The organism is Peteryoungia ipomoeae (assembly GCF_004912165.1).
Taxonomy (GTDB): Bacteria; Pseudomonadota; Alphaproteobacteria; order Rhizobiales; family Rhizobiaceae; genus Allorhizobium; species Allorhizobium ipomoeae.
Genome location: NZ_STGV01000001.1, coordinates 1,012,383 through 1,035,619 on the forward strand (window position 1 = coordinate 1,012,383; position 23,237 = coordinate 1,035,619).

Consider the following 23,237-nt stretch of genomic DNA (forward strand, 5'->3'; position numbering starts at 1 on the left):
AAGGTTGAGGGTGGCTGGCAGCGCAAGACGAAACGGAATTGCGCTGACGGACCGGCAAAGACTTGCCTGGCTCCGCATTATTCGCAGCGACAACATCGGCCCTGCCACCTTTCGCGAACTCATCAATCACTTCGGATCGGCAGATGCGGCCCTTGAGGCGCTGCCGGATCTTTCGCGCCGCGGTGGAGCGGCCCGGACGCTGAAGATCGCCTCCATTGCCGAGGCTGAGCGCGAAATCGAATATGCGCACAAATTCGGGGCAAGGTTTGTCGGGATCGGCGAGCCTGACTATCCACCGGCGCTGCGCCAGATCGATGCCGCACCGCCACTGATTGCGGTCAAAGGGGACCTCTCGGTGGCAAGCCTTCCTGCCGTTGGCGTGGTCGGCGCCCGCAATGCCTCGATCAGCGGCACGAAGTTCGCCGCCATGATCGCCCGTGATGTCGGCCGGGCGGGATACGGCATCGTCTCCGGACTCGCGCGTGGCATCGACACGGCGGCCCACCGTGCATCGCTTGAGACCGGCACGATTGCGGCGCTAGCCGGCGGTCTCGACCAACCCTACCCGCCCGAGAACCTTGGCCTTCTCGACGAGATGACCAGCGGTCGGGGCTTGGCAATTTCCGAAATGCCGTTTGGATGGGAACCGAGGGCCCGCGATTTCCCCCGTCGCAATCGGCTGATTGCCGGCATGGCGCTCGGTGTCGTGGTGATTGAGGCCGCCGCCCGCTCGGGTTCACTGATTACCGCGCGTCTTGCGGGCGAATTCGGGCGGCTGGTCTTTGCCGTGCCCGGCTCGCCGCTTGATCCGCGCTGCGAAGGCACGAATCGGCTGCTGAAGGAGGGCGCGACCGTCACCACCGGACCGCAGGACGTTCTGGAGGCGCTTGCACCGATTTCTCAACTGGACCTGTTCTCCTCGCCGGATGTCGAGGAACCGCATTCTGATGGTCGCGCAATGGCCCCTCCCCCCAGCGACGACGACCGGAGCCGGATCGTCGAGGCGCTCGGCCCGACGCCTGTCGAGGTCGATGACGTCATCCGCCATACCGGCCTTTCTCCGTCGGCAGTCTACCTAGTGCTGCTGGAACTCGACATTGCAGGTCGGTTAGAACGGCACCCTGGGGGATTTGTGTCTCTGACCAGTTTCAACTGACAGAGATCGCCGCCCGGACTGCAAGTCGCCGGCCTCGACATAGGCCATGCCGATCAGGTAGCACAGCATCTCCGCGCCCTCCCGTTCTGCAACGACGTGGAGCTCGCCCAGCATCTGGCGGATATAGGCAATATTTTCTAAGGATCTGCTCATGTACAGGTCGGCCTCGAAGTTATCGTTCGCCATCTCATTGCTCGCAGTCGAAGAGCTGTAAAAGCCATCAAACGCTCCCGTTGCAACCACAATACCTAATTTATCTATGATTGCAATCAATAGATACACCTCTATAGGTTGTACTTCTGCCTGAGAGGGAAAATCGGCCCTCCCTCTTGACCGCAGGCGTTTCGCCCTCCATGTCGGAACTCCGTGTTCCGGGAACGACTGCGTGGTGCGGCCGATCGGAAACATGAAGGTGCAGTGTATCGATGAACGTCGTAGTCGTAGAATCCCCGGCCAAAGCCAAGACGATCAACAAGTATCTGGGTTCCGGATACAAGGTGCTCGCTTCATTCGGTCACGTGCGCGATCTTCCGGCGAAAGACGGTTCAGTGCTCCCCGACCAGGACTTCGAGATGTTCTGGGAGGTCGACAGCGCCTCGCAAAAGCGGATGAAGGACATTGCCGACGCAGTGAAATCTTCCGACAGGGTGTTTCTCGCGACCGACCCGGATCGCGAAGGGGAAGCCATTTCGTGGCACGTGCTCGATCTCTTGAAGAAGAAACGCGTGATCGGCGACAAGCCGGTGAAGCGCGTCGTCTTCAACGCCATTACCAAGAAGGCCGTGCTCGATGCCATGGCCAATCCGCGTGATATCGACACGCCACTGGTCGACGCCTATCTGGCGCGCCGCGCGCTTGACTATCTCGTCGGCTTCAATCTCTCACCGGTTCTGTGGCGCAAACTGCCGGGTGCCCGGTCTGCGGGACGCGTCCAGTCGGTTGCACTGCGGCTGGTCTGCGACCGCGAAACCGAGATCGAACGGTTCGTTGCGGAAGAATACTGGAACATCTCCGCTTTGCTGAAGACGCCGCGTGGCGATGAGTTCGAGGCGAAACTCGTATCGCATGACGGCAAGCGCATGCAGCGCAACTCCGTGACCAATGGGGATCAGGCCACCAGCATCAAGACGCTGCTCGAAGGTGCGGCCTTTGCCGTGGAGAGCGTTGAGGCCAAACCCGTCAAGCGCAATCCAGGTCCGCCTTTCACCACCTCGACCCTGCAGCAGGCCGCATCCTCCAAGCTCGGCTTCTCGGCCTCGCGCACCATGCAGGTTGCGCAGAAGCTCTATGAAGGCATCGATATCGGCGGCGAGACCGTCGGTCTCATTACCTATATGCGTACCGATGGCGTGCAGATGGCACCCGAAGCGATCGACGCGGCACGCTCGGCGGTTGCCGAGCAGTTCGGCCCCCGATACGTGCCGGAAAAGCCGCGCATCTATTCCACCAAGGCGAAGAACGCCCAGGAAGCCCACGAAGCCATCCGCCCGACGGACTTCAACCGGTCACCGGACAAGGTGCGCAAATTCCTCGATGCCGATCAGCTCAGACTTTACGATCTGATCTGGAAGCGCGGTATCGCCAGTCAGATGGCCTCTGCCGAAATCGAGCGGACGACCGTCGAGATCCTGGCGGACAACAACGGCGCCAAGGCAGGCCTGCGCGCGGTCGGCTCCGTGATCCGGTTCGATGGCTTCATCGCGGCCTATACCGACCAGCGCGAGGAAGGTGAGCCGGCAGAGGACGGTGACGACGAGGACGGCCGCCTGCCCGAGATCAATGCCCGCGAAAGCCTCGCCAAGCAGAAGATCAACGCCAGCCAGCATTTCACCGAGCCGCCACCGCGCTATTCGGAAGCCTCGCTGATCAAGAAGATGGAAGAGCTCGGCATTGGCCGTCCTTCCACCTATGCCGCGACGCTGAAGACGCTGTCCGACCGCGAATATATCGTCACCGAAAAGCGCAAGCTGATCCCGCATTCCAAGGGACGTCTTGTCACGGCCTTCCTCGAAAACTTCTTCACGAAGTATGTCGAATACGATTTCACCGCCGATCTCGAGGAAAAGCTCGACAAGATCTCGGCCGGCGAACTCAACTGGAAGGACGTTCTTCGGGATTTCTGGCAGGACTTCTTCTCCCAGATCGAGGACACCAAGGAACTCAGGGTTACCAATGTTCTCGATGCGCTCAACGAAGCGCTGGCACCGCTTGTTTTCCCGAAGCGCGAGGACGGCTCTGATCCACGCATCTGCCAGGTCTGCGGCACCGGCAACCTGTCGCTGAAGCTCGGCAAATACGGCGCCTTTGTCGGCTGCTCTAACTATCCGGAATGCAATTATACACGGCAGCTGACCTCCGATGGCGGCGCAGAAGCCGATGCCAGCGGCAGCAACGAGCCGCGGGCGCTTGGCAAGGACCCGCAGACCGACGAGGACATCACACTGCGTTCCGGCCGGTTTGGGCCTTACGTCCAGCGTGGTGATGGCAAGGAAGCCAAACGCTCCTCGCTGCCAAAGGGCTGGTCGCCTGCCGACATCGACTTCGAGAAGGCGCTTTCCCTGCTGTCGCTGCCGCGCGAAGTCGGCGCCCATCCGGAAACCGGTAAGATGATTTCCGCCGGCCTTGGCCGCTACGGACCCTTCGTGCTGCATGACGGCACCTATGCCAACCTGGAAAGCATCGAGGACGTCTTGTCCATCGGGCTCAACCGCGCGGTGACCGTGCTCGCCGAAAAGCAGAGCAAGGGTCCCGGCGGACGTGGTCGGGCCGCGGCTGTGGCACTCAAGGAACTGGGCGAGCACCCGGACGGCGGCGCCATTACCGTTCGCGACGGACGCTATGGCCCCTACGTGAACTGGGGCAAGGTCAATGCCACCCTGCCGAAGGGCAAGGATCCGCAGGATGTGAGCGTCGACGAAGCGCTTGTGCTGATCGCGGAGCGTGCCGCCAAGGATGGCGGCAAGACCAAGAAGGCCCCGGCAAAGGCCGCCAAGACCACCAAGGCGAAAGCCGCCAAGGATGAGGCCGGCACAGACGCCAAACCGAAGAAGGCTGCAGCCAAGCCGAAAGCAAAGGCGGCCGCAAAGCCTAAAGCCACGAAGAAGAGTACGACTTGAAAAAACCGACCCGCGACACCGCCCAAGAGACCGGCTCCGGCAACCGCAAGAGCCGTCGGGCGGAAGGTGCGGCCCGGGCCAAGGCCGGAAATCCCTCGGCCTTGATCCATGGCGAGGTGCCGCCGCGCGACGTGCTTTTGCAGTTCATCACCGACAATCCCGAGCGGGCCTCGAAACGCGAGATCGCGAAGGCCTTCGGGCTCAAGGGCGAGCAGCGCGTGGAACTGAAGCAGGCGCTGAAGGATCTTGAAAACGACGGCATGGTGCAGAAGAGCCGCAAGGCGCTGAGCCGCCCGGGGGCACTGCCGTCCGTGACCGTCCTCGACATAACCACGCGCGACAAGGATGGCGAGTTGATCGGCCGCCCGGCGGAATGGCCGGAGGAAGTAGGTGTGGCACCGGCCGTGCTCGTGCGCCAATCGAGTTCCGACCGCTCCAAGGGCAAGGCGCCGGTCGGCGGCCTTGGTGACCGCGTTCTTGCCAAGATCTTCGTCAACAAGGATCGCTCGGGGCCTGCCTACACGGCGCGGGTGATCAAGATCCTCGACCGTCGCGTTGGCGCGATGCTCGGCGTGATCAGGATGCTGCCCGACGGTGGCGCACGGCTGATGCCAATCGAACGCCGCGGCGAGGAAATGCAGATCGATGCAGACGCGCTCGGCGAGGCCAAGGATGGCGATCTCGTCGAAGTGGAAGTCGGAGCGCGCTCCGCCCGTTTCGGACTTGCCCGTGCGAAGGTGCTGAGCGTCGTTGGATCGGTCGCCTCGGAAAAGGCGATCTCGATGATTGCCATCCACGCCCACGGTATTCCCTATATTTTCCCGCAATCGGTGATTTCCGAAGCCGAGGCCGCGGAAGCGGCAACCATGGCGCATCGTGAGGACTGGCGCGATCTGCCGCTGATCACCATCGATCCGGCCGACGCCAAGGACCACGATGACGCAGTCTTCGCCGAGCCGGATCCATCGGAAGACAATCCGGGCGGTGTGATCGTCACGGTGGCGATCGCCGACGTCTCCTACTATGTCCGGACGAAATCCGCGCTCGACCGCGAGGCGCTGAAGCGAGGCAATTCCGTCTATTTCCCGGACCGCGTCGTTCCCATGTTACCGGAGCGCATTTCCAACGATCTCTGCTCGCTTCGCGAAGGCGTCGACCGCCCTGCCCTTGCAGTCCGCATGGTGTTTTCCACTGAGGGCCGCAAGGCCAGCCACACCTTCCATCGCATCATGATGAAGAGTGCGGCGAAACTCTCCTATCAACAGGCTCAGGCGGCAATCGACGGCAAGCCGGATGACAAGACCGGACCGTTGCTGGAACCGATCCTGAAGCCGCTGTGGCATGCCTATGCGGTGATGAAGCGCGGGCGAGACCGCCGCCAGCCACTCGAACTGGACATGCCCGAGCGCAAGATCATCCTCAAGGAGGATGGCACAGTCGACCGCGTGCACGTGCCGGAGCGTCTCGACGCCCACAAGCTCATCGAAGAGATGATGATCCAGGCCAATGTTTCGGCCGCCGAAACGCTGGAGAAGAAGCGCCAGCCGCTGGTTTACCGGGTGCATGACGCCCCGACACTTGCCAAGCAGGAGGTCCTGCGCGAATTCCTCGCCACGATCGGCTTCTCGCTGGTCAAGGGCGGCAACCTGAGGTCCAACTCGTTCAACGGCATCCTCGCCAAGGCCGTCGACACGCCGCATCAGACGATGGTCAACGAGATGGTCTTGCGCAGCCAGAGCCAGGCGGTCTACAGCCCTGAAAACATCGGGCATTTTGGCCTCAATCTGATGAAATACGCGCATTTCACCTCGCCGATCCGCCGCTATGCCGACCTCATCGTGCATCGCGCGCTTGTCGGCTCGCTCGGCCTTGGCGAGGGCGCGATAACCCGCGAGGAGGAAGCAAGCCTCGACGATATCGCAGCCGAAATTTCGACCTTTGAACGCCGGGCCATGGCCGCCGAACGCGACACCATCAATCGCCTGATTGCACACCATCTCGCAGGCCGTATCGGCGATGAATTCGACGGCCAGGTTGCGGGCGTCACCAAGGCCGGGCTTTTCATCAGCCTGCCGCAATTTGGCGCAGATGGCTTTATACCGGTTTCAACGCTGGGACGGGATTACTATATCTACGATGAAGCGCATCAGGCCCTGACCGGCGAGAAGTCGGGACTGGGCTATCAGCTGGGTGACACGGTTGAGGTCAGATTGGTCGAAGCCGTGCCTCTGGCGGGTGCCTTGCGTTTTGAAATGTTGAGCGAGGGGCGCAAAATGCCCGCTGGCAGCCGCTCCTTCCACAAGGCGGGCCGTCGTGGCAAGAAACTTCCCGGCACTCGCCCACCTCGCGGACGCCGCTGACACAGCCTGTTTCAGGAGCCACTGACATGACCATTCACTCTTCAAGCCGACCAGGCGAAATCGCAGCCGATCAAACCGAGCGACTGCTTGGGCACTCGATCAAGCGCGGGCTTGTTTGCCGCTGCCCGGCCTGCGGTGAGGGCAAGCTGTTTCGTGCCTATCTCAAGGTGGCCGATCGCTGCGAAGCCTGTGGTGAAGATCTCCATCACCACCGCGCCGATGATCTGCCGGCCTATCTCGTCATCCTCATTCTTGGCCACGTGCTGGTGGGCGGCTACATGATGACGGATATGGCCTTTCCGCTGCCCGCCTGGGTTCATTTTGCCATCTGGGCGCCGATTGGCGTTGTGGCATCGCTCCTGTGCCTGCAACCGATCAAGGGCGGCGTGGTCGGCCTGCAATGGGCCTTGCGCATGCATGGCTTCGGCGGCGGGAGCGACGACCCAGAGGTTGTGTGAGCCTGACGGAAGGTGAATCGCCCGTCACGCCCTTCTGACACTTTTGCTGATATCATCGGCCTTTGACGCCACAAATCATCGACGGTCAGTCGCCTGGCGCATTGACAACCGGTCGACTTGCAGTGTGAACATTCCGGCCCAAGGCAGCATCAGGAGCTAATACGCAGAATGCCATATCAGATGTTGATCGTCCCTAGCCTACGCGATTGGAACACGTCCTGGAGCGCAGATTGCGACGGGATGTGCAATGTCTGAGGTGCAATGCAGGCCGAACGGCGATCGCGAGGATATCCACTGGTATTCGCTGATCGCCGCCATTTCCGCCATTTCCGCTGTCGGCATCGCAATTGGTCTCGGGCTCCCCCTGCTCAGCATCATTCTTGAGAAGCGCGGGATTTCGTCGACGCTGATCGGATTGAACTCGGCGATGGCCGGCATCGCGGCGATGGTCGCGGCCCCTTTGACCACGAAGATCGCACATCGCTTCGGTGTCGCAAACACCATGCTCTGGGCCGTGCTCCTGTCCGCCTTGAGTGGTGTCGGCTTTTACTACGCCACGCAGTTCTGGATGTGGTTTCCGCTCCGGATCGTGTTCCACGGGGCGACAACCACACTCTTTGTGCTCTCCGAGTTCTGGATCAATGCGGCAGCCCCGTCCCGGCGACGCGGGCTTGTGATGGGCATCTATGCGACGGTCCTTGCTGTCGGCTTTGCCTGCGGCCCCCTGCTCTTCTCCGCGCTTGGCAGCGAGGGACTGCTGCCCTTTGCCGTTGGCGCCATCGCCATCCTCGCAGCGGCCATTCCGATCTACATAGCACGCAAGGAGAGCCCCGTTCTCGATGAGAAGCCGGAACAGCATTTTTTGCGCTACATCTTCCTCGTCCCGACAGCGACGGTTGCGGTCTTCGTGTTCGGCGCGGTCGAGGCCGGCGGCCTGTCGCTGTTTCCGATCTACGCCACCCGCAGCGGCTTCACGGAAAGCCAGGCGGCGCTCCTGCTGACCGTCATGGGCATCGGCAACATGGTGTTCCAGATCCCGCTCGGACTTCTCTCCGACAAAATGCGGGACCGGCGGCTGCTTCTATCCATTCTGTCGATCATCGGCCTCACTGGCTCGGTGCTTTTGCCCTGGCTTTCCGAAAACTGGGTGCTGATGGCGGTGGTGCTGTTGTTCTGGGGCGGAAGCGTCTCCGGTCTCTACACGGTCGGTCTCAGCCATCTCGGCTCGCGACTCACCGGTGCGGACCTCGCAGCCGCCAATGCGGCCTTCATCTTCTGCTACGCCGTGGGCACGGTCGCGGGTCCCCAAGCCATTGGTGCGGCCATCGATATTACCGGCAATGATGGATTTGCCTGGGCTATTGCGGGATTCTTCGCGCTCTATGTAGTTCTTTCCCTGGCGCGGCTGCTTTTTAACCCGAAACGCACTTGACTTTTCGGGCGCGATTTGTAGTTTCGCGCCAGATTTGCCGTGGGCCTCGTTCGGTCGTCCACGGCTTCGTTTATTAGAGGCAGGACGACCATGGCCAAGGCTACAACCATTAAAATCAAGCTTCTGTCGACGGCCGACACGGGTTTCTTCTACGTAACCACGAAGAACAGCCGTACGATGACGGAAAAGATGACGAAGACCAAGTATGACCCGGTTGCTCGCAAGCACGTCGAGTTCAAGGAAACGAAGATCAAGTAAGATCTTCATTCCGACTTGGATGAATAAAGAGCGCGCCTTCCGGGCGCGTTTTTTATTGCCCTCGCGTGCGCCACCCCTCTCCGTCATGAAGGCACAAAAAAACCGGCTCCCCGAAGGGAGCCGGTTCAAATAGGGGGTCGGTCGGTGCAAGACACGGCACGAGGAACCGCTAATCGCCAAACACCAACCGACCGACCCCACGACCCAGGAGATGCGGCGGACCTGAGCATCATGGGGTATGCACTGCCTCCACGCGAGGCGTTCTGTGATGACGAGAAGGTCTCTCAAACCGAGACAAAAATCAACACTTTATTAACCGGCCGGGCCTTCGACGTTCCGATATGGTTAAATTCTGCAGTCCCCAGCCCATCGCACCAGCAGAGCGGGAGTTTAGCCTTCGGCTGCCAATTCAATATATTTTCGACGAGGATAGTACTGCATCAAGCGACCGCTCAGGTCTGTCAATTAAACAGCAGAGGTCACAGCCCTCCACCAGAATACGGATCACGATCACCTTTATGGGTTGATTGGTGAGTATGGACAATACTGCACGTAAACGTCACGCCGCCTGGACAGGATGCTCGTATATCTTGTGTTTTTTTGAGAGAGTTGGAGGACGTGAGCCAGCTTGGCTCAAATTGCATTAGCTGCAATTGTTCCAACATAAGGAAGCGGCCATTGCGTTTTTGGCTGTGGATTACTCGGATAATGCGAGCCTGCGGGGAAAATACAACTCACCGAATATGGGGAGGCAAGATCAGGCCGCCGAGGCCACGACGCGATTGCGTCCCTGATTCTTGGCTTCATACAGCGCAAGGTCAGCCTGCTTGAGCAACTGCTCTGGCGTGACGATCCCGGGCCCGAGCGTCGCAATCCCGATCGACGCCGTCAACATCAGCGGTGACTCGCCCGCACGCAACTGGAAGGGGCGAGCCTCGATCATGCCGCGCAGGCGTTCAGCGACGGCCTGCGCAACCGCCGCCGTGGTATCGGGCATCACGACGACAAATTCCTCGCCACCGTAGCGGCACGCCAAATCTGCGCCACGCACCGTGCTGCGAATTCGGCCGGAAAACTCTTTCAGCACCTCATCACCGGCATCGTGGCCGTAGCGGTCGTTCACCTGCTTGAAGCGGTCGATATCCGTGATGCAGATCGTCAAGGGCTTGCCACGGGCCATGGCTCGGGCAAACAGCGTTTGAAGATGCGTATCGAGATAACGGCGGTTATGGAGGCCGGTCAGTCCATCCGTCACCGCCAGTTCGATCGTCTGGCGAACGCTGTTGCGCAGGCGGTCGTTGTAGCGCTTGCGGCGGATCTGCGTCAGCGTTCGCGCCACCAGCTCATTCGGGTCCACCGGGCGAACGATGTAATCATTGACACCGAGATCGAGCGCCCGGATGATCATGGCCTCGTCGCCCTGCTCCGTCACCAACAGCACAGGCAGCATGCGCGTCCGCTCCAGCGAGCGCAATTGCGAGCAGAGACGCAAGGGATCGTAATCTTCCAGATTGCCGTTGACGATGACCAGATCGAAGGCGTTCTCGGCAGCATCAAACACGGCGGCCTGCGGGTCGGACGTCGCCTTGACATCGGCAATCGGCTTCAGCGTCTTGATGATGCGCTCCTGGGACGTGGCCCTGCCGTCGACCAGCAGCACTTGCGCCTGGTCTTCGATACGGCCCTCCTGAAGCCTTAAGGGATCCTGCAGTTCCGCGACTAGGCCGGGCTGGGAGCGGATACGCAGCTCATCGCTGAGCGTCTTCAGCCGGACCAGGCTTTTTACCCTGGACACCAGCTGCAGGTCATTCACGGGTTTTGTCAGAAAGTCGTCCGCGCCAACCTTCAAACCGCGGACGCGATCCGATGGCTGATCGAGCGCGGTGACCATGACAACGGGTATATGGGCGGTGCGCGGATTGGATTTCAGCCTCTCGCAGACCTCGAAACCATCCATGCCAGGCATCATGATATCGAGGAGAACGACATCCACCTGGGTCTGGTCGCAAATATCAAGCGCGTCATGACCATTGGCCGCCGTCAGCACTTCGAAATACTCGGCGATCAGCCGGGCTTCGAGCAGCTTGACGTTGGCGGGTATGTCATCGACGACGAGAATGCGCGCTGTCATGGCCTCTCGTCCTCACGCATCGCCGAGATAGGTCTTGATGGTCTCGATGAATTTCGGCACTGAAATGGGCTTTGACACATAGGCTTCGCATCCGCCCTGGCGAATTCGCTCTTCATCGCCCTTCATCGCGAAGGCCGTAACCGCGATCACCGGAATCACATGCAGATCCGGGTCGTCCTTCAACCACTTGGTGACCTCAAGACCAGAGACTTCCGGCAACTGAATATCCATGAGGATCAGATCAGGTTGATGCCGGCGCGCCAGATCAAGCGCCTCCATTCCATTGCGGGTCTGCACCGTTTCATAGCCGGACGCCTCGATAAGATCGCGGAAGAGCTTCATGTTCAGCTCGTTGTCTTCGACAATCATTACCTTTTTCGGCATGCACCCGATCCTTGATCCCGTGCCGGACAATCATCCTGATGGCCCACCATTGCACGAGTTACGTCTTCCGTCGCGCCATAGGCTAATGCTATTTGGTTTCGAAATCGGAAATGTGGTAGATCCAGCGGAAAGACTTTATGAAAAACCCACCAATTCAAGCGGATCCCGAATCAAACGCAATCGCGGTGCTGGGATGGCTGGCGCAGGAGCCGGAAATGCTGGCGCGATTCCTGGCACTGACCGGCGTGCAACCTTCGGAAATGCGCTCGGCCGCCAGCGATCCCGGCTTTCTCGGCGCCATGCTGGATTTTATCCTGCAACATGAACCGACCCTCATGGCGTTCTGTTCGGCAACAGAAACCCAGCCGGAAGCCGTTGCGGCTGCCTATTACCACTATGTGCGACCTGGCCTCGACTCCGGCCAATTCTGACATCTTCCGGGACAGGCAGCGAATGTCCGTGCGGCACTTGCCAAGCCTTTCCGTGCACCCTATGGTGCAAATGTTCAACCTTTGTTCCGCCGATGTCCAGCGTTCACCACGACCATCCGGGCTTCTGTCGCGATTGCCTTGCCGGTCAACCGGAGGGGCAGCGGCGTTGCCGTGCTTGCGGAAGCCCGCGCCTGATCTACCATCCGGAACTCCACCAGCTGACGCTTGCGCATATCGATTGCGACGCCTTCTACGCCTCTGTCGAGAAGCGCGACAATCCTGATCTCATCGACAAACCGGTCATCATCGGCGGCGGAAAACGGGGTGTGGTTTCCACCGCTTGCTATGTCGCCCGCATCCACGGCGTGCGCTCTGCCATGCCGATGTTCAAGGCGCTGGAGGCCTGTCCGCACGCGGTCGTCATTCGGCCGGACATGGAAAAATACGTGCGGGTCGGGCGAGAGATCAGGACACTGATGGAAGAGCTCACGCCTCTGGTGCAGCCAATCTCGATTGATGAGGCGTTTCTTGAGCTGAAGGGAACGGAACTCTTGCACCACGATCCGCCGTCTCGCGTTCTCGCCCGATTTGCCAAGCGCGTGGAAACAGAAATCGGCATTACCGTTTCCGTCGGTCTGAGCTATTGCAAATTTCTCGCCAAGGTCGCATCCGATCTGAACAAGCCGCGCGGCTATTCAGTGATTGGTGAGGCTGAGGCGCAGCACTTCCTGTCGGACAAACCTGTCAGCATGATCTGGGGCGTGGGCAAGGCATTTGAGGCGACGCTCGCAGCCGATGGTCTAAGGACAATCGGGCAGCTGCAGGCGATTGAGGAAACCGAACTGATGCGCCGCTATGGCAGCATGGGCCAGCGCCTGTCGCGGCTGTCCCGCGGCATTGATGAGCGCAGCGTGCACCTCAACGAAGCCGCGAAAAGCGTGTCTGCGGAAAACACCTTTTTCGACGATATCAGCGCTATCTCGGAACTGACTTCGCACCTGCGCGCCCTGTCCGAAAAGGTCGCCTGGCGCCTGAAGCGACATGGCATTGCCGGACAGACCGTGGTGTTGAAGCTGAAGACCAAGGATTTCAAGACGAGAACGCGCAACAAGCGACTGGATGACCCGACCCAGCTCGCAGACCGCATCTTTCGTGTCGGCCTCTCCCTGCTGGAAAAGGAAGCCGATGGCACACACTATCGCCTGATCGGCATCGGCGTTACCGACCTCAAGGATCCCTCGACCGCAGACCCCGGTGACCTTGTTGATCCGCAGGCGGCACGGCGGGCGGCGGCCGAGGCGGCGATGGACTCGTTGCGGCACAAATTCGGCAAGAGCACCGTCCAGACGGGCTACACGTTCACGCCGAAGCGGTGACGCTGGACACATCCGCTGGCCCCATTTCGGCGAACAAGATCGCAATGATCCGACACAGTGCGCCCCGACACTGTGCTGCGGGAGAAGTTTTCTTAAACTTAAAACATTAGAGTTTTAGCTGCAAAGCGCATTGGCCATCAATGGCGCATTTGCTGCCCCTATCACGGCCTGCGATGACAATTCTCGCTCCTTGCGGAATAGCGCGCGCGCCGTCGTTCTTGCATCTGGTGGTTTTCATGTTCAAGCGTCTCCTCCTTGCCTCCGCAGTCTGCCTCTTCATCTCACCCCAATACGCCAAGGCCGCCGACGGGCTGCGCATTTTCGTATCAAAGGCCGAGCAGACAATGACCGTCTATGATGGCAGCACCCTGATTGCGTCGAGCAAGGTTTCGACCGGCAAACCCGGGCACGAAACGCCATCCGGCATCTTCTCGATCTTGCAGAAGCGCAAGTACCACGAATCGAACATCTATTCCGATGCGCCGATGCCCTTCATGCAGCGACTCACCTGGTCCGGGATTGCCCTGCACGAGGGACGGGTTCCGGATTATCCAGCCTCGCACGGCTGCGTGCGCCTGCCAAAGGGCTTCGCCCGGCAACTGTTCGGCATGACGCGCGGCGGGGTCCATGTCGTGATCAGCGAGGGTTCGATCGCGCCGAGATCGATCACCCACGCCACCTTGTTTACGCGTGCCCCACTGCCCGCCGCGCCTGTTCCAGCACCGGAACTTCTCTCCGATGCCGGGTCCCTGCCCCAGCTTGCGACGTCGAAAGGTCCGGTCGAAGTTGCGATGAATGCTTCATCGGCAGAAAAGGCTTCAAACCCAGTCACGACGCTTCGCATGCTGATCACCCGGCGATCGAAGCAGGATCAGATCAAGGATGTTCAGGAGATGCTGACAGAACTCGGCTTTGACACCGGTGAAGCGGACGGCGTTCTCGGGCCGAAGACAAAGGCTGCATTGGAAAGTTACCGGGATGCCCATCTGGTGCCGAAGGCATCCGAACCCCTGTCAGAGGCCCTGCTCGAATCCCTCTATCACATATCCGGCAAGAGCGCGCCGCCTTCCGGAAAGCTCGTCCTGAGGGAAGACCACAAGGAGATCCTGACGGCTGATATTGCCATCAAGCAGCCTGAGCGGCCGCTCGGCACCCACCTGTTTCTTGCAGCCGCCACGGGCCGCGCGGATGCAGCTGTCGACTGGCAGGCGGTTTCTCTTCCGAACGCATTGACGAAACGCCAGGCAGGCCGCCTCGGCATAACATCCCCCGACGAGGCCTCTTCCATTACAGCGGAAGAAGCACTCTCCCGGATGGAGATCCCCAAGTCTGTGCGCGAGACGATCGAGGCCATGCTGGGCGACGGATCGTCGCTGACGGTGACGGATGACTATTATAGCGCCGAGACCGGAAAGGGCACCGACTTCATCACCCTGGTGCGGGATTAGAACTCACACCAACTCCACATCCAGCACGCCCGGCGTCGATCGCATGGCGGCGGCGATTTCGGGGGAGATGCGGAAACGTTCGGTGAGTTCGACCTCGATTTCGCGCTGCCCCTCCTCCTTGATCACGATGAAGGAGACCAGTCCATCGCCTCGGGTGTTCAAGTGGGCAGCGACCGCGCGCAGCGGGCCAGAATCCCGCACATAGACACGCAAGGCCTTCTGCATGCGGATCGACTGCTCCTCAAGGGATTGCGCGGTCTGGATGCGCAGACCGATCCCTTCCGGTCGCTCCTCGGCCTGGACGGTGATGACGAGCGATTTTCCAGCTTCCAGGAGATCGCGGTACTGGTTGAGGCCTTCTGAAAAGAGAACTGCCTCATATTGGCCAGAGGCATCCGAGAACGTGACGATGCCCATCTTGTTGCCGGTGCGCGTCTTGCGCTCCTGACGGGAAATCACCGTTCCTGCGAGCCGTCCTGCCGTCGCCCCCTGCCGCACAGCACCGGAAAAATCTGCAAAATTCTGCACGCGCAGCTTGTCCAGGAGATCGCGGTAGGAATCGAGCGGATGGGCGGAGAGATAGAAGCCAAGCACCTGGAACTCCCGCATCAGCTTCTCCGACGGCAGCCAGGGTGCATAAGGCGCAAAGGCAATCTTTTCCGGGCCGGTTGCACCGCCCGAGCCGAACATGTCAGACTGGCCGCTGACGGCATTTTCCTGGGCACGCTGGGCATAGCCCATGATGCGATCCAGGCTGCCGATGAGCTCGGCGCGATCGCGTCCGAAACAATCGAAAGCGCCGGCAGCAATCAGGCTTTCGAAGACGCGGCGGTTGACCTGTTTGGGGTCGATCCGCAGGCAGAAATCCTCAAGGCTCTCGAACGGCGTGTCGCCGCGCACCGATACGATATGCTCGACGGCAGCCTCGCCGACGCCTTTCAGCGCAGCCAGCGCATAATAGATCCGCTTTGGACCGGTCTGGAAATGACGGAAGGAGGTCTGGACCGACGGCGGAACGATCTCGATCCCGAGACGACCGGCATCCTGGCGAAAATCCACCAGCTTTTCGGTGTTCGCCATATCGAGGGTCATCGACGCGGCAAGGAATTCGACCGGATAATGCGCCTTCATATAGGCGGTCTGATAGGAGACGATGGCATAGGCCGCCGCGTGCGACTTGTTGAAGCCATAGTTGGCGAACTTGGCCAGGAGGTCGAAGATGTTGTCGGCCTGGGGCTTGGAGACGCCGTTCTTCACCGCACCGTCAACGAAACGGGCACGCTGCTTGTCCATCTCCTCCTTGATCTTCTTACCCATGGCGCGGCGCAGCAGATCCGCCTCACCGAGCGAATAGCCCGAGAGCACCTGCGCGATCTGCATGACCTGTTCCTGGTAGACGATAACGCCCTGCGTCTCTTTCAGGAGGTAGTCGATGGTCGGATGGATCGACTCGATCTCTTCTTCCCCGTGCTTGCGGGCATTGTAGACCGGGATGTTTTCCATCGGACCCGGTCGGTAAAGCGCCACAAGCGCGATGATATCTTCGATGCAGTCCGGGCGCATGCCGATGAGCGCCTTGCGCATGCCGGCACTTTCCACCTGGAACACGCCGACGGTTTCACCGCGCGACAGCATTTCGTAGGTCAGTTTGTCATCGAGCGGGATGGCAGCCAGATCAACGCTGACACCGCGCTGTTCCCTTACGAAGTCGACAGCTGTTTTCAGCACGGTCAGGGTTTTCAGGCCGAGGAAGTCGAACTTCACCAAGCCTGCCTGTTCCACCCATTTCATGTTGAACTGGGTGACCGGCATGTCGGAACGCGGATCGCGATACATTGGCACCAGCTTCGACAGCGGGCGGTCGCCGATGACGATGCCCGCAGCGTGGGTCGAGGCGTGGCGGTAAAGCCCTTCGATCTTCTGGGCGATCTCGAGCAGACGCGCCACTACCGGCTCCTCGGCGGCGGCCTCCTGCAGCTTGGGCTCCTCCTCAATCGCCTTGGAGAGCGGCGTGGGGTTTGCCGGATTGTTGGGAACCAGCTTGCAGATCTTATCGACCTGGCCATAGGACATTTCGAGCACGCGACCGACGTCGCGCAACGCCGCGCGGGCCTGCAGCGAACCGAAGGTGATGATCTGCCCCACCTGCTCGCGCCCGTATTTGCGCTGCACGTATCGGATCACCTCTTCGCGCCGCTCTTGGCAGAAGTCGATATCGAAGTCAGGCATCGAGACGCGTTCCGGATTAAGGAAGCGCTCAAACAGCAACGAGAACCGCAACGGATCGACATCGGTAATGGTGAGCGCATAGGCAACCAGAGAACCTGCACCTGAACCACGTCCAGGGCCCACCGGAATATCATGTTGCTTGGCCCATTTGATAAAGTCCGAAACGATCAGGAAGTAGCCAGGGAACTTCATCCGCTCGATGACCGAGAGCTCGAATTCCAGCCGTTCGCGATAGTCCTTTTCTTCATAACCCGGCGCCATGCCAAGTGCCGCGAGGCGCTGGTCGAGCCCCTCTTCCGCCTGACGGCGAAGCTCAAGGGCCTCTTCCCGCTCGGCCTCTTCCGGATCGTCACTGCCGCCGGTAAACCGTGGGAGGATGGGCTTGCGCGTATCGAGAACAAAAGAACAGCGACGGGCAATCTCGATCGTATTCTCAAGCGCTTCCGGCAGATCGGCGAAGACCGCCTGCATTTCCTCGCGGCTTTTCAGATAATGATCCGGGGTCAGGCGGAAGCGGTCGTCATTCGAGACGATGGCATTGTGCGCCACCGCCATCAGGGCATCATGGGCATCATAGTCGTTGCGCGAGGGAAAGAAGGCCTCGTTGGTCGCGACAAGCGGCAGATCGTGATCATAGGCCAGCCGCACGATACGGCTCTCATGCGCGCGATCATAGCGTCCATGGCGCTGCAACTCGACATAGAGCCGGTCACCAAAAAGAGTTTTGAGCGCCAGAAGACGGGCTTCGGCGCCCGCCTTGTTGCCATCGCGCAGCAGGCGATCCACTGGCCCGCCAGCCGCACCGGTGAGCGCGATCAGCCCTTCCGTTCCGATTTCTTCGAGCCAGCTCTTTTTGACATGGATCGGCTGCCCATTGTCGCCACCGAGATAGGCACGAGAGACGAGATCAACGAGACGCTCATGACCAGCCTCATCGGCCGCAAGCAAGACGATTGCCGGCAGTTCCGGCAGGTGTCCGTTACCGCCACGCTTTTCGCCGAAGCCATCCTCCAAATCGACGGAGAGCTGGCAACCGATGATCGGCTGAATGCCGTCACCCAAAGCCTTTTGCGAGAACTCCAATGCAACGAAAAGATTGTTGGTATCGGTGATCGCAATCGCGGGCTGGCCGTCAGACACGGCCTTGCCCAAGATCTTCTTCAGCGGCAAAGCGCCTTCCAGCAACGAAAAGGCGGAATGAACCCGAAGGTGGACGAAGCCAGGACCGGCTGCATTCGTGTCAGTGGCTTTTTCGCCGATCGCCTCGCCCATGGTCTTGCCCCCGCACTTCCTGAATCGACAACCGTCTCAGCACAAGGGGAATACCGAAAACCGACGGAAGCGTCGATTGCAAAGCGGCGCGAACCACGTTTCACCACTGCAAATTACAAGGCCATCATCAGAATGGCCATGCTGCCGACAAAGACTGCCATTGAGGCGAATGCGGCAACGTCACGAAGTAGATCCGTCATGTTTGGCTCCCATCTCTTTATGTTTTTATTTTGTTCTTCCTCTGTTCCCTTGTCAACCTAAAAAAGCACAGGGAAATCGAATGCGATTTCGGGCGCCGTCAAAATGATGACGACGTCGTGGCTGCCGTCGCCACATTTGACGTCGCAGAAATGCCCGAGAGAAAATTTGATCGCGGCACAAACAGACGCCTCGCGTCGCCTCCCCGAAGAGAGGCAACGCGTTTCGTTTAAGCGGCGATGACGCGAAACCTAGATGTCGATCTCGACAACCTTGCCGTCGATAAGCGTTACGCAACGATCCATACGGCGGGCAATTTCGTGATTGTGCGTTGCAATCATGGCAGACAGGCCAGACTGACGGACAAGGGCTTCCAGCGCCGAAAAGACATAGGCAGCCGTTTCGGGATCCAGATTGCCGGTCGGTTCGTCGGCCAGGAGGACCAGCGGAGCATTTGCGACAGCGCGCGCAATTGCCACGCGCTGCTGCTCGCCACCTGAAAGTTCGGCCGGGCGATGCTGGGCGCGATGCCCTACCCGCATGTAGTCGAGCAACTGCTGCGCCCGTTCGGCGGCGTCAGCCTTGCCGAGGCCTGCAATGAGCTGCGGCATCATCACATTTTCAAGTGCCGAGAACTCCGGCAAAAGATGGTGAAACTGGTAGACAAACCCAATCGAGCGGCGGCGGATTGCCGTTCGCGCGTCATCGCCGAGCCCCTGGCACGCAACGCCGCCCACGATCACATCACCGGCATCAGGATGCTCCAGCAGGCCGGCAACATGCAGCAATGTCGACTTGCCCGTTCCCGACGGCGCAACCAGGGCCACGGTCTCGCCTGTCCGCAGGGTGAAATCGGCGCCCTTCAGGATTGAGAGAACCGTTTCGCCCTGCCCATAGTGGCGGTCGATGCCGGAAAGGTGGAGTACGATGTCATTGGCCATCGGTATCGGCATCCTTATTCGTATCGCAGGGCCTGCACGGGATCGAGCTTGGAGGCTCGCCATGCGGGAAAGATCGTCGCGAGGAAAGACAGGCTGAGTGCCATGATGACGACAGACAGCGTCTCGCTGACATTCATGTCCGCCGGCAGCTGGCTCAGGAAATAGAGTTCCGGATCGAACATCACGGTTCCGGAAATCCAGGAAAAGAACTGTCGGATCGACTCGATGTTGAGGCAGACAATCACACCCAGCAGCACGCCGGCGAAAGTTCCTGCCGTGCCAATCGCCGCCCCTGTCATGAAGAAGATCCGCATGACGGCATTGGAGCTTGCGCCCATGGTGCGAAGGATCGCGATATCACTCGACTTGTCCTTCACCAGCATGATCAGCCCGGAGATGATGTTGAGCGCCGCCACAAGCACAATCAGCGTCAGGATCATGAACATGACGTTCCGCTCGACCTGAAGGGCCGAGAAGAAGGTCTGATTCCGCTGGCGCCAGTCCGTGATGAAGATCTGACGCCCCGCGGCCTGCTCGATCAGCGGGCGAAGGCGATCGACATCATCGGGATTGTTGATGAAAAGCTCGATTGACTGCACGATGCCTTCGGCATTGAAATAGAGCTGCGACTCTTCCAGCGGCATGTAGATGATCGAGGCGTCGTATTCCGACATGCCGATCTCGAAGATACCCGAGACAGGGTAGGACTTGACGCGCGGATTGACACCGAGCGGCGTGATATCCCCCTCCGGAGACACCAGCGTGATGATATCGCCAGCCGAAAGACCGAGCTGAGCGGCCATCCTGGAACCGACGAGAACGCCCTGCCCCGCAGCAAAGCCGACCATATCGCCCTGCCGGATATTGCCGGAGACGGTGGCAAGCTTGGTCAGATCATCAGGCCGGATGCCGCGCACCAGCGCGCCGGTGCCGGCGCCCTCTCGTCCTGAGGCAAGTGTTTGGCCTTCCACCAGCGGCAGGGCCATCGCCACACCCTCAACGCCAGCGATCCGGTCGGCAAGCGCTGCGTAGTCCGAGAGCGGCTGATCGACCGCCTGGACAATCATGTGGCCGTTGATGCCGAGAATGCGCGACACGAGCTCGGTACGGAAACCGTTCATGACCGCCATGACGATGATCAACGTCGCAACGCCCAGCATGATGCCGATGAAGGAGAAACCCGCGATCACCGAAATGAAGGCCTCCTTGCGGCGAGCGCGAAGGTAGCGCCAAGCCACCATTCGCTCGAAGCCGGAGAAGGGCCGCGCAGTTGCGGCCTCTCCGGCGTTTGAGGTCTCGTTACCAGCGGCTGGGTTGGCCATGGTCACTCCTTGCCGTTATTTCGCGCTCGTGTGCGTCTGATCGTTTTCGATCAAGCGGTCAGCTTGTTGATCGCAGCTTCGATCGTCAGCGTTTCGCGGGCACCCGTCTTGCGATCCTTCAACTCAACCTCACCGGCCGCAACCGCACGCGGTCCCGCGATCACCTGGACCGGAACACCGATCAGGTCAGCGGTGGCAAACTTCGTGCCGGCACGATCGTCGGTATCGTCGTAGAGTACATCCTTGCCGGCATTCTGCAGGGCTGCGTAAAGCCGCTCGCAGGTGCTGTCGCAGGCCTCATCGCCCGGCTTCATGTTGATGACGACCGCGTTGAAGGGCGCGATCGACTCCGGCCAGATGATGCCGTTCTCGTCGTGCGATGCCTCGATGATCGCCGGCACAAGACGGGTCGGACCGATGCCATAAGACCCCATATGGACAGGGTGCTCCTTGCCGTCGGGCCCCTGAACCTTGGCGCCCATCGGCTCGGAATACTTCGTGCCGAAATAGAAGATATGGCCGACTTCAATGCCGCGGGCAGACAGGCGGTCGCCTTCGCCTATGGCGGCAAATGCGGCCTCGTCGTGCATTTCGGAGGTTGCGGCGTAGACCGAGGTCCACTTGTCAAAGATCGTCTGCAGGCCTTCGACATTGTCGAAATCGGTATCGACAGGCGGGATGTCGAAATCGACGAAGCTCTTGTGGCAGAAAACTTCGGATTCGCCGGTATCGGCGAGAATGATGAATTCGTGGCTGTGGTTGCCGCCGATCGGTCCGGTGTCGGCACGCATCGGAATGGCGCGCAGACCGAGACGATCGAAGGTGCGCAGGTAAGCGACGAACATCTTGTTGTAGGAATGGATCGCTTCGGCCTGCGTCAGGTCGAAGGAATAGGCGTCCTTCATCAGGAACTCGCGCGAGCGCATTGTGCCGAAGCGCGGACGGATCTCGTCACGGAACTTCAGCTGGATGTGGTAAAGGTTGAGCGGAAGACTCTTGTAGGACTTCACATAGGACCGGAAGATATCGGTCACCATTTCCTCGTTCGTCGGACCGTACAGCATGGGGCGGTCCTGGCGATCGCGAATGCGCAGCATTTCCTTGCCGTAGTCTTCGTAACGACCGCTTTCCTGCCAGAGATCGGCCGACTGCAGCGTCGGCATCGACAGCTCGATGGCGCCGGCACGATTCTGCTCCTCGCGAATGACGGCGTTCACCTTGTCCAGAACGCGCTTCCCGAGCGGCAGCCACGAATAGATGCCCTGGCTCTGCTGGCGGATCATGCCGGTGCGAAGCATCAGGCGGTGAGAAACGATTTCAGCTTCCTTGGGGGTTTCCTTCAGGATTGGCATGAAGTAGCGCGACAGACGCATAAAGACTTCCAGATGGTTGGAGGATTTCGTGAGAAGCACGGAATCAACGATTGAAACGGGATATCAGACAGCGTTCATAACCCTTCGGCCTCTAGAAGAAAACCCGCAACGCGCTCGCTAAGCGGTCGCCCACAGAAGCAAGCCACTTCTTGACGTCACCGTGTTGGAAGTCGCCCTTTTCCGAGGCGCAATTCGGATCCTGCATGACAGCGGTGCGACAAATGCGTCCCGGACATTTTTTTCCTCCGAGTGTTACAAATCTGCAAGTTAGGTAGTGACAACGGTAATTGTTTGGGCTAGCTTCGGCTCATAAAAGAGGCAGGAAGAACGAATTCCTGCCACACTCGCGGTCAAGTCTTGGGAGGATCAGATCTTTGGCGCGCTTTGCCGCAGCCCCTTAAATGGTTAAGGATCACGCGAATATTCAAACAAGGTCTCAGGACCTTGTTTTTTTTTGGCTTGTCGGCAGCCCCACACCTGCAAGGCCAATACAACCGGCCCCGCTCAGCGGCCTTCAAGGCCCGGGCCGAACACCGGCAAATCCCGGAAGCTCAAGGCAAAATAATTGCCCGCAAGATACCAGGCCCCATAAATCAGCGCGGAGATGACGGTCGTCGTTGCGAATATGCGAAACGCCTTGAACCGTGTCGGCGCGCTTGCGACCGTGCCCGGCAACACTTCGTTGTCTTCAGCCTGCGTGCGCATCCCGATCGGCAGGACGACAAACAGCGTCAACCACCAGATGACGAAATAAACGGCAAAGACAGACAGCAGCGCCACACGCATTCCCTTTCGCTCGCCGGGTTAAAACAGCCCCCGGCATCGCCCAGTTTTTGCTTCTATAGTCGAGAGCGGAGAATAGCACAAAGTCCAAAGCGTCGCACCGCGGAGGATCCGCTTCTGTGCAGCTTTGGTGTCAGACCTGTTCCAATTCGATCAGGGTGCCGAAGAAGTCTTTCGGATGCAGGAAGAGAACCGGCTTGCCATGCGCGCCAATCTTGGGCTCACCGGTGCCGAGAACACGCGCCCCGGCCGCCAGAAGCTGGTCGCGCGCTTGCAGGATGTCGGCCACTTCATAGCAGATATGGTGCATGCCGCCTGCCGGGTTCTTTTGCAGAAACGCGGCGATGGGTGACGTTTCGCCCAAGGGCTCGAGAAGCTCGACCTTGGTATTCGGTAGCTCGACGAACACCACTGTGACGCCATGCTCAGGCAGAGATTCGGCGGGAGAAACACGGGCGCCAAGCCTATCCCGATAGGAAGCAACAGCGGCCTTCAGATCCGGTACGGCTATGGCAATGTGGTTGACGCGACCGAGCATGCTGTCCTCCTCGAGATGGCGGGGCGATACT

Annotated in this window: 18 protein-coding genes; 9 read left to right on the forward strand and 9 right to left on the reverse strand. The window is 59.9% G+C overall.

Annotation, left to right across the window (positions count from 1 at the left end):
• Positions 1-4 precede the first annotated feature (4 nt).
• Positions 5-1,156, forward strand: coding sequence for a DNA-processing protein DprA (gene dprA / locus FAA97_RS04950; RefSeq protein WP_136597378.1), 1,152 nt, complete (start codon positions 5-7; stop codon positions 1,154-1,156).
• Here dprA and FAA97_RS04955 read toward each other — a convergent pair.
• The gene (locus FAA97_RS04955) at positions 1,109-1,342 is read right to left on the reverse strand and encodes a hypothetical protein (protein ID WP_136597716.1); all 234 of its coding nucleotides are present in this window, start codon (positions 1,340-1,342) and stop codon (positions 1,109-1,111) included. The two genes, dprA and FAA97_RS04955, sit on opposite strands and share 48 nt — an antisense overlap.
• A 239-nt stretch (positions 1,343-1,581) precedes the next feature.
• On the opposite strand from FAA97_RS04955, the gene topA reads away from it, so the two are divergent.
• The 5 genes from topA to rpmG all read left to right on the forward strand — a co-directional run bounded on the left by topA (position 1,582) and on the right by rpmG (position 8,780).
• Entirely contained in the window at positions 1,582-4,272 is a 2,691-nt protein-coding gene (gene topA, locus FAA97_RS04960) for a type I DNA topoisomerase (RefSeq protein WP_136597379.1), read from the forward strand.
• 101 nt (positions 4,273-4,373) lie between these two features.
• Positions 4,374-6,632 carry a ribonuclease R gene (rnr, locus tag FAA97_RS04965; RefSeq protein ID WP_246041355.1) on the forward strand — a complete coding sequence of 753 codons (2,259 nt, stop codon included), beginning with the start codon at positions 4,374-4,376 and terminating at the stop codon, positions 6,630-6,632.
• A gap of 26 nt (positions 6,633-6,658) precedes the next feature.
• A complete protein-coding gene (locus tag FAA97_RS04970) occupies positions 6,659-7,090 on the forward strand; it encodes a DUF983 domain-containing protein (RefSeq protein WP_136597381.1) in 432 nt (143 codons plus the stop codon).
• 247 nt (positions 7,091-7,337) lie between these two features.
• Positions 7,338-8,522: an MFS transporter gene (locus tag FAA97_RS04975; protein WP_136597382.1), complete on the forward strand. Its 1,185-nt coding sequence runs from the start codon at positions 7,338-7,340 to the stop codon at positions 8,520-8,522.
• Between the two features lie 90 nt (positions 8,523-8,612).
• A complete protein-coding gene (gene rpmG, locus FAA97_RS04980; RefSeq protein WP_097138867.1) occupies positions 8,613-8,780 on the forward strand; it encodes a 50S ribosomal protein L33 in 168 nt (55 codons plus the stop codon).
• A gap of 757 nt (positions 8,781-9,537) precedes the next feature.
• Here rpmG and FAA97_RS04985 read toward each other — a convergent pair.
• Positions 9,538-10,911, reverse strand: coding sequence for a PleD family two-component system response regulator (locus tag FAA97_RS04985; protein WP_136597383.1), 1,374 nt, complete (start codon positions 10,909-10,911; stop codon positions 9,538-9,540).
• Positions 10,912-10,923: 12 nt separating this feature from the next.
• On the reverse strand, positions 10,924-11,295 hold the full coding sequence (locus tag FAA97_RS04990; protein ID WP_136597384.1) for a response regulator: 372 nt from the start codon (positions 11,293-11,295) through the stop codon (positions 10,924-10,926).
• Between the two features lie 137 nt (positions 11,296-11,432).
• On the opposite strand from FAA97_RS04990, the gene FAA97_RS04995 reads away from it, so the two are divergent.
• The 3 genes from FAA97_RS04995 (at position 11,433) to FAA97_RS05005 (ending at position 14,550) form a co-directional block, all read left to right on the forward strand.
• Positions 11,433-11,726, forward strand: a complete 294-nt coding sequence (locus FAA97_RS04995; protein WP_136597385.1) for a DUF3572 domain-containing protein — start codon at positions 11,433-11,435, stop codon at positions 11,724-11,726.
• A 92-nt stretch (positions 11,727-11,818) separates the two neighbouring features.
• A complete protein-coding gene (locus tag FAA97_RS05000; protein WP_136597386.1) occupies positions 11,819-13,102 on the forward strand; it encodes a DNA polymerase IV in 1,284 nt (427 codons plus the stop codon).
• A 236-nt stretch (positions 13,103-13,338) separates the two neighbouring features.
• On the forward strand, positions 13,339-14,550 hold the full coding sequence (locus FAA97_RS05005; RefSeq protein WP_136597387.1) for a L,D-transpeptidase family protein: 1,212 nt from the start codon (positions 13,339-13,341) through the stop codon (positions 14,548-14,550).
• A 3-nt stretch (positions 14,551-14,553) separates the two neighbouring features.
• Here the strand turns inward: FAA97_RS05005 and dnaE are convergent, their stop codons facing one another.
• The 6 genes from dnaE to mce all read right to left on the reverse strand — a co-directional run bounded on the left by dnaE (position 14,554) and on the right by mce (position 23,206).
• Entirely contained in the window at positions 14,554-18,051 is a 3,498-nt protein-coding gene (gene dnaE / locus FAA97_RS05010; protein ID WP_136597388.1) for a DNA polymerase III subunit alpha, read from the reverse strand.
• 449 nt (positions 18,052-18,500) lie between these two features.
• Positions 18,501-19,190 (reverse strand): ABC transporter ATP-binding protein, encoded by a 690-nt coding sequence (locus FAA97_RS05015; protein ID WP_136597389.1) that lies wholly within the window; start codon positions 19,188-19,190, stop codon positions 18,501-18,503.
• 14 nt (positions 19,191-19,204) lie between these two features.
• On the reverse strand, positions 19,205-20,512 hold the full coding sequence (locus tag FAA97_RS05020) for a lipoprotein-releasing ABC transporter permease subunit (protein WP_136597390.1): 1,308 nt from the start codon (positions 20,510-20,512) through the stop codon (positions 19,205-19,207).
• A 50-nt stretch (positions 20,513-20,562) separates the two neighbouring features.
• Entirely contained in the window at positions 20,563-21,885 is a 1,323-nt protein-coding gene (gene proS / locus FAA97_RS05025) for a proline--tRNA ligase (protein ID WP_136597391.1), read from the reverse strand.
• A gap of 504 nt (positions 21,886-22,389) precedes the next feature.
• Complete coding sequence (locus FAA97_RS05030) at positions 22,390-22,671, reverse strand: DUF1467 family protein (RefSeq protein ID WP_136597392.1); 282 nt, start codon at positions 22,669-22,671, stop codon at positions 22,390-22,392.
• 130 nt (positions 22,672-22,801) lie between these two features.
• Positions 22,802-23,206: a methylmalonyl-CoA epimerase gene (gene mce / locus FAA97_RS05035; RefSeq protein WP_136597393.1), complete on the reverse strand. Its 405-nt coding sequence runs from the start codon at positions 23,204-23,206 to the stop codon at positions 22,802-22,804.
• Positions 23,207-23,237 lie beyond the last annotated feature (31 nt).

Bases quoted from the DNA above. Each gene is read 5' to 3' on its own strand.
- FAA97_RS04955 (WP_136597716.1), bottom strand. From the start codon at position 1,342: ATGGCGAACGATAACTTCGAGGCCGACCTGTACATGAGCAGATCCTTA.
- topA (WP_136597379.1), top strand. From the start codon at position 1,582: ATGAACGTCGTAGTCGTAGAATCCCCGGCCAAAGCCAAGACGATCAAC.
- FAA97_RS04970 (WP_136597381.1), top strand. From the start codon at position 6,659: ATGACCATTCACTCTTCAAGCCGACCAGGCGAAATCGCAGCCGATCAA.
- FAA97_RS04975 (WP_136597382.1), top strand. From the start codon at position 7,338: ATGTCTGAGGTGCAATGCAGGCCGAACGGCGATCGCGAGGATATCCAC.
- rpmG (WP_097138867.1), top strand. From the start codon at position 8,613: ATGGCCAAGGCTACAACCATTAAAATCAAGCTTCTGTCGACGGCCGAC.
- FAA97_RS04985 (WP_136597383.1), bottom strand. From the start codon at position 10,911: ATGACAGCGCGCATTCTCGTCGTCGATGACATACCCGCCAACGTCAAG.
- FAA97_RS04990 (WP_136597384.1), bottom strand. From the start codon at position 11,295: ATGCCGAAAAAGGTAATGATTGTCGAAGACAACGAGCTGAACATGAAG.
- FAA97_RS04995 (WP_136597385.1), top strand. From the start codon at position 11,433: ATGAAAAACCCACCAATTCAAGCGGATCCCGAATCAAACGCAATCGCG.
- FAA97_RS05000 (WP_136597386.1), top strand. From the start codon at position 11,819: ATGTCCAGCGTTCACCACGACCATCCGGGCTTCTGTCGCGATTGCCTT.
- FAA97_RS05005 (WP_136597387.1), top strand. From the start codon at position 13,339: ATGTTCAAGCGTCTCCTCCTTGCCTCCGCAGTCTGCCTCTTCATCTCA.
- dnaE (WP_136597388.1), bottom strand. From the start codon at position 18,051: ATGGGCGAGGCGATCGGCGAAAAAGCCACTGACACGAATGCAGCCGGT.
- FAA97_RS05015 (WP_136597389.1), bottom strand. From the start codon at position 19,190: ATGGCCAATGACATCGTACTCCACCTTTCCGGCATCGACCGCCACTAT.
- FAA97_RS05020 (WP_136597390.1), bottom strand. From the start codon at position 20,512: ATGGCCAACCCAGCCGCTGGTAACGAGACCTCAAACGCCGGAGAGGCC.
- proS (WP_136597391.1), bottom strand. From the start codon at position 21,885: ATGCGTCTGTCGCGCTACTTCATGCCAATCCTGAAGGAAACCCCCAAG.
- FAA97_RS05030 (WP_136597392.1), bottom strand. From the start codon at position 22,671: ATGCGTGTGGCGCTGCTGTCTGTCTTTGCCGTTTATTTCGTCATCTGG.
- mce (WP_136597393.1), bottom strand. From the start codon at position 23,206: ATGCTCGGTCGCGTCAACCACATTGCCATAGCCGTACCGGATCTGAAG.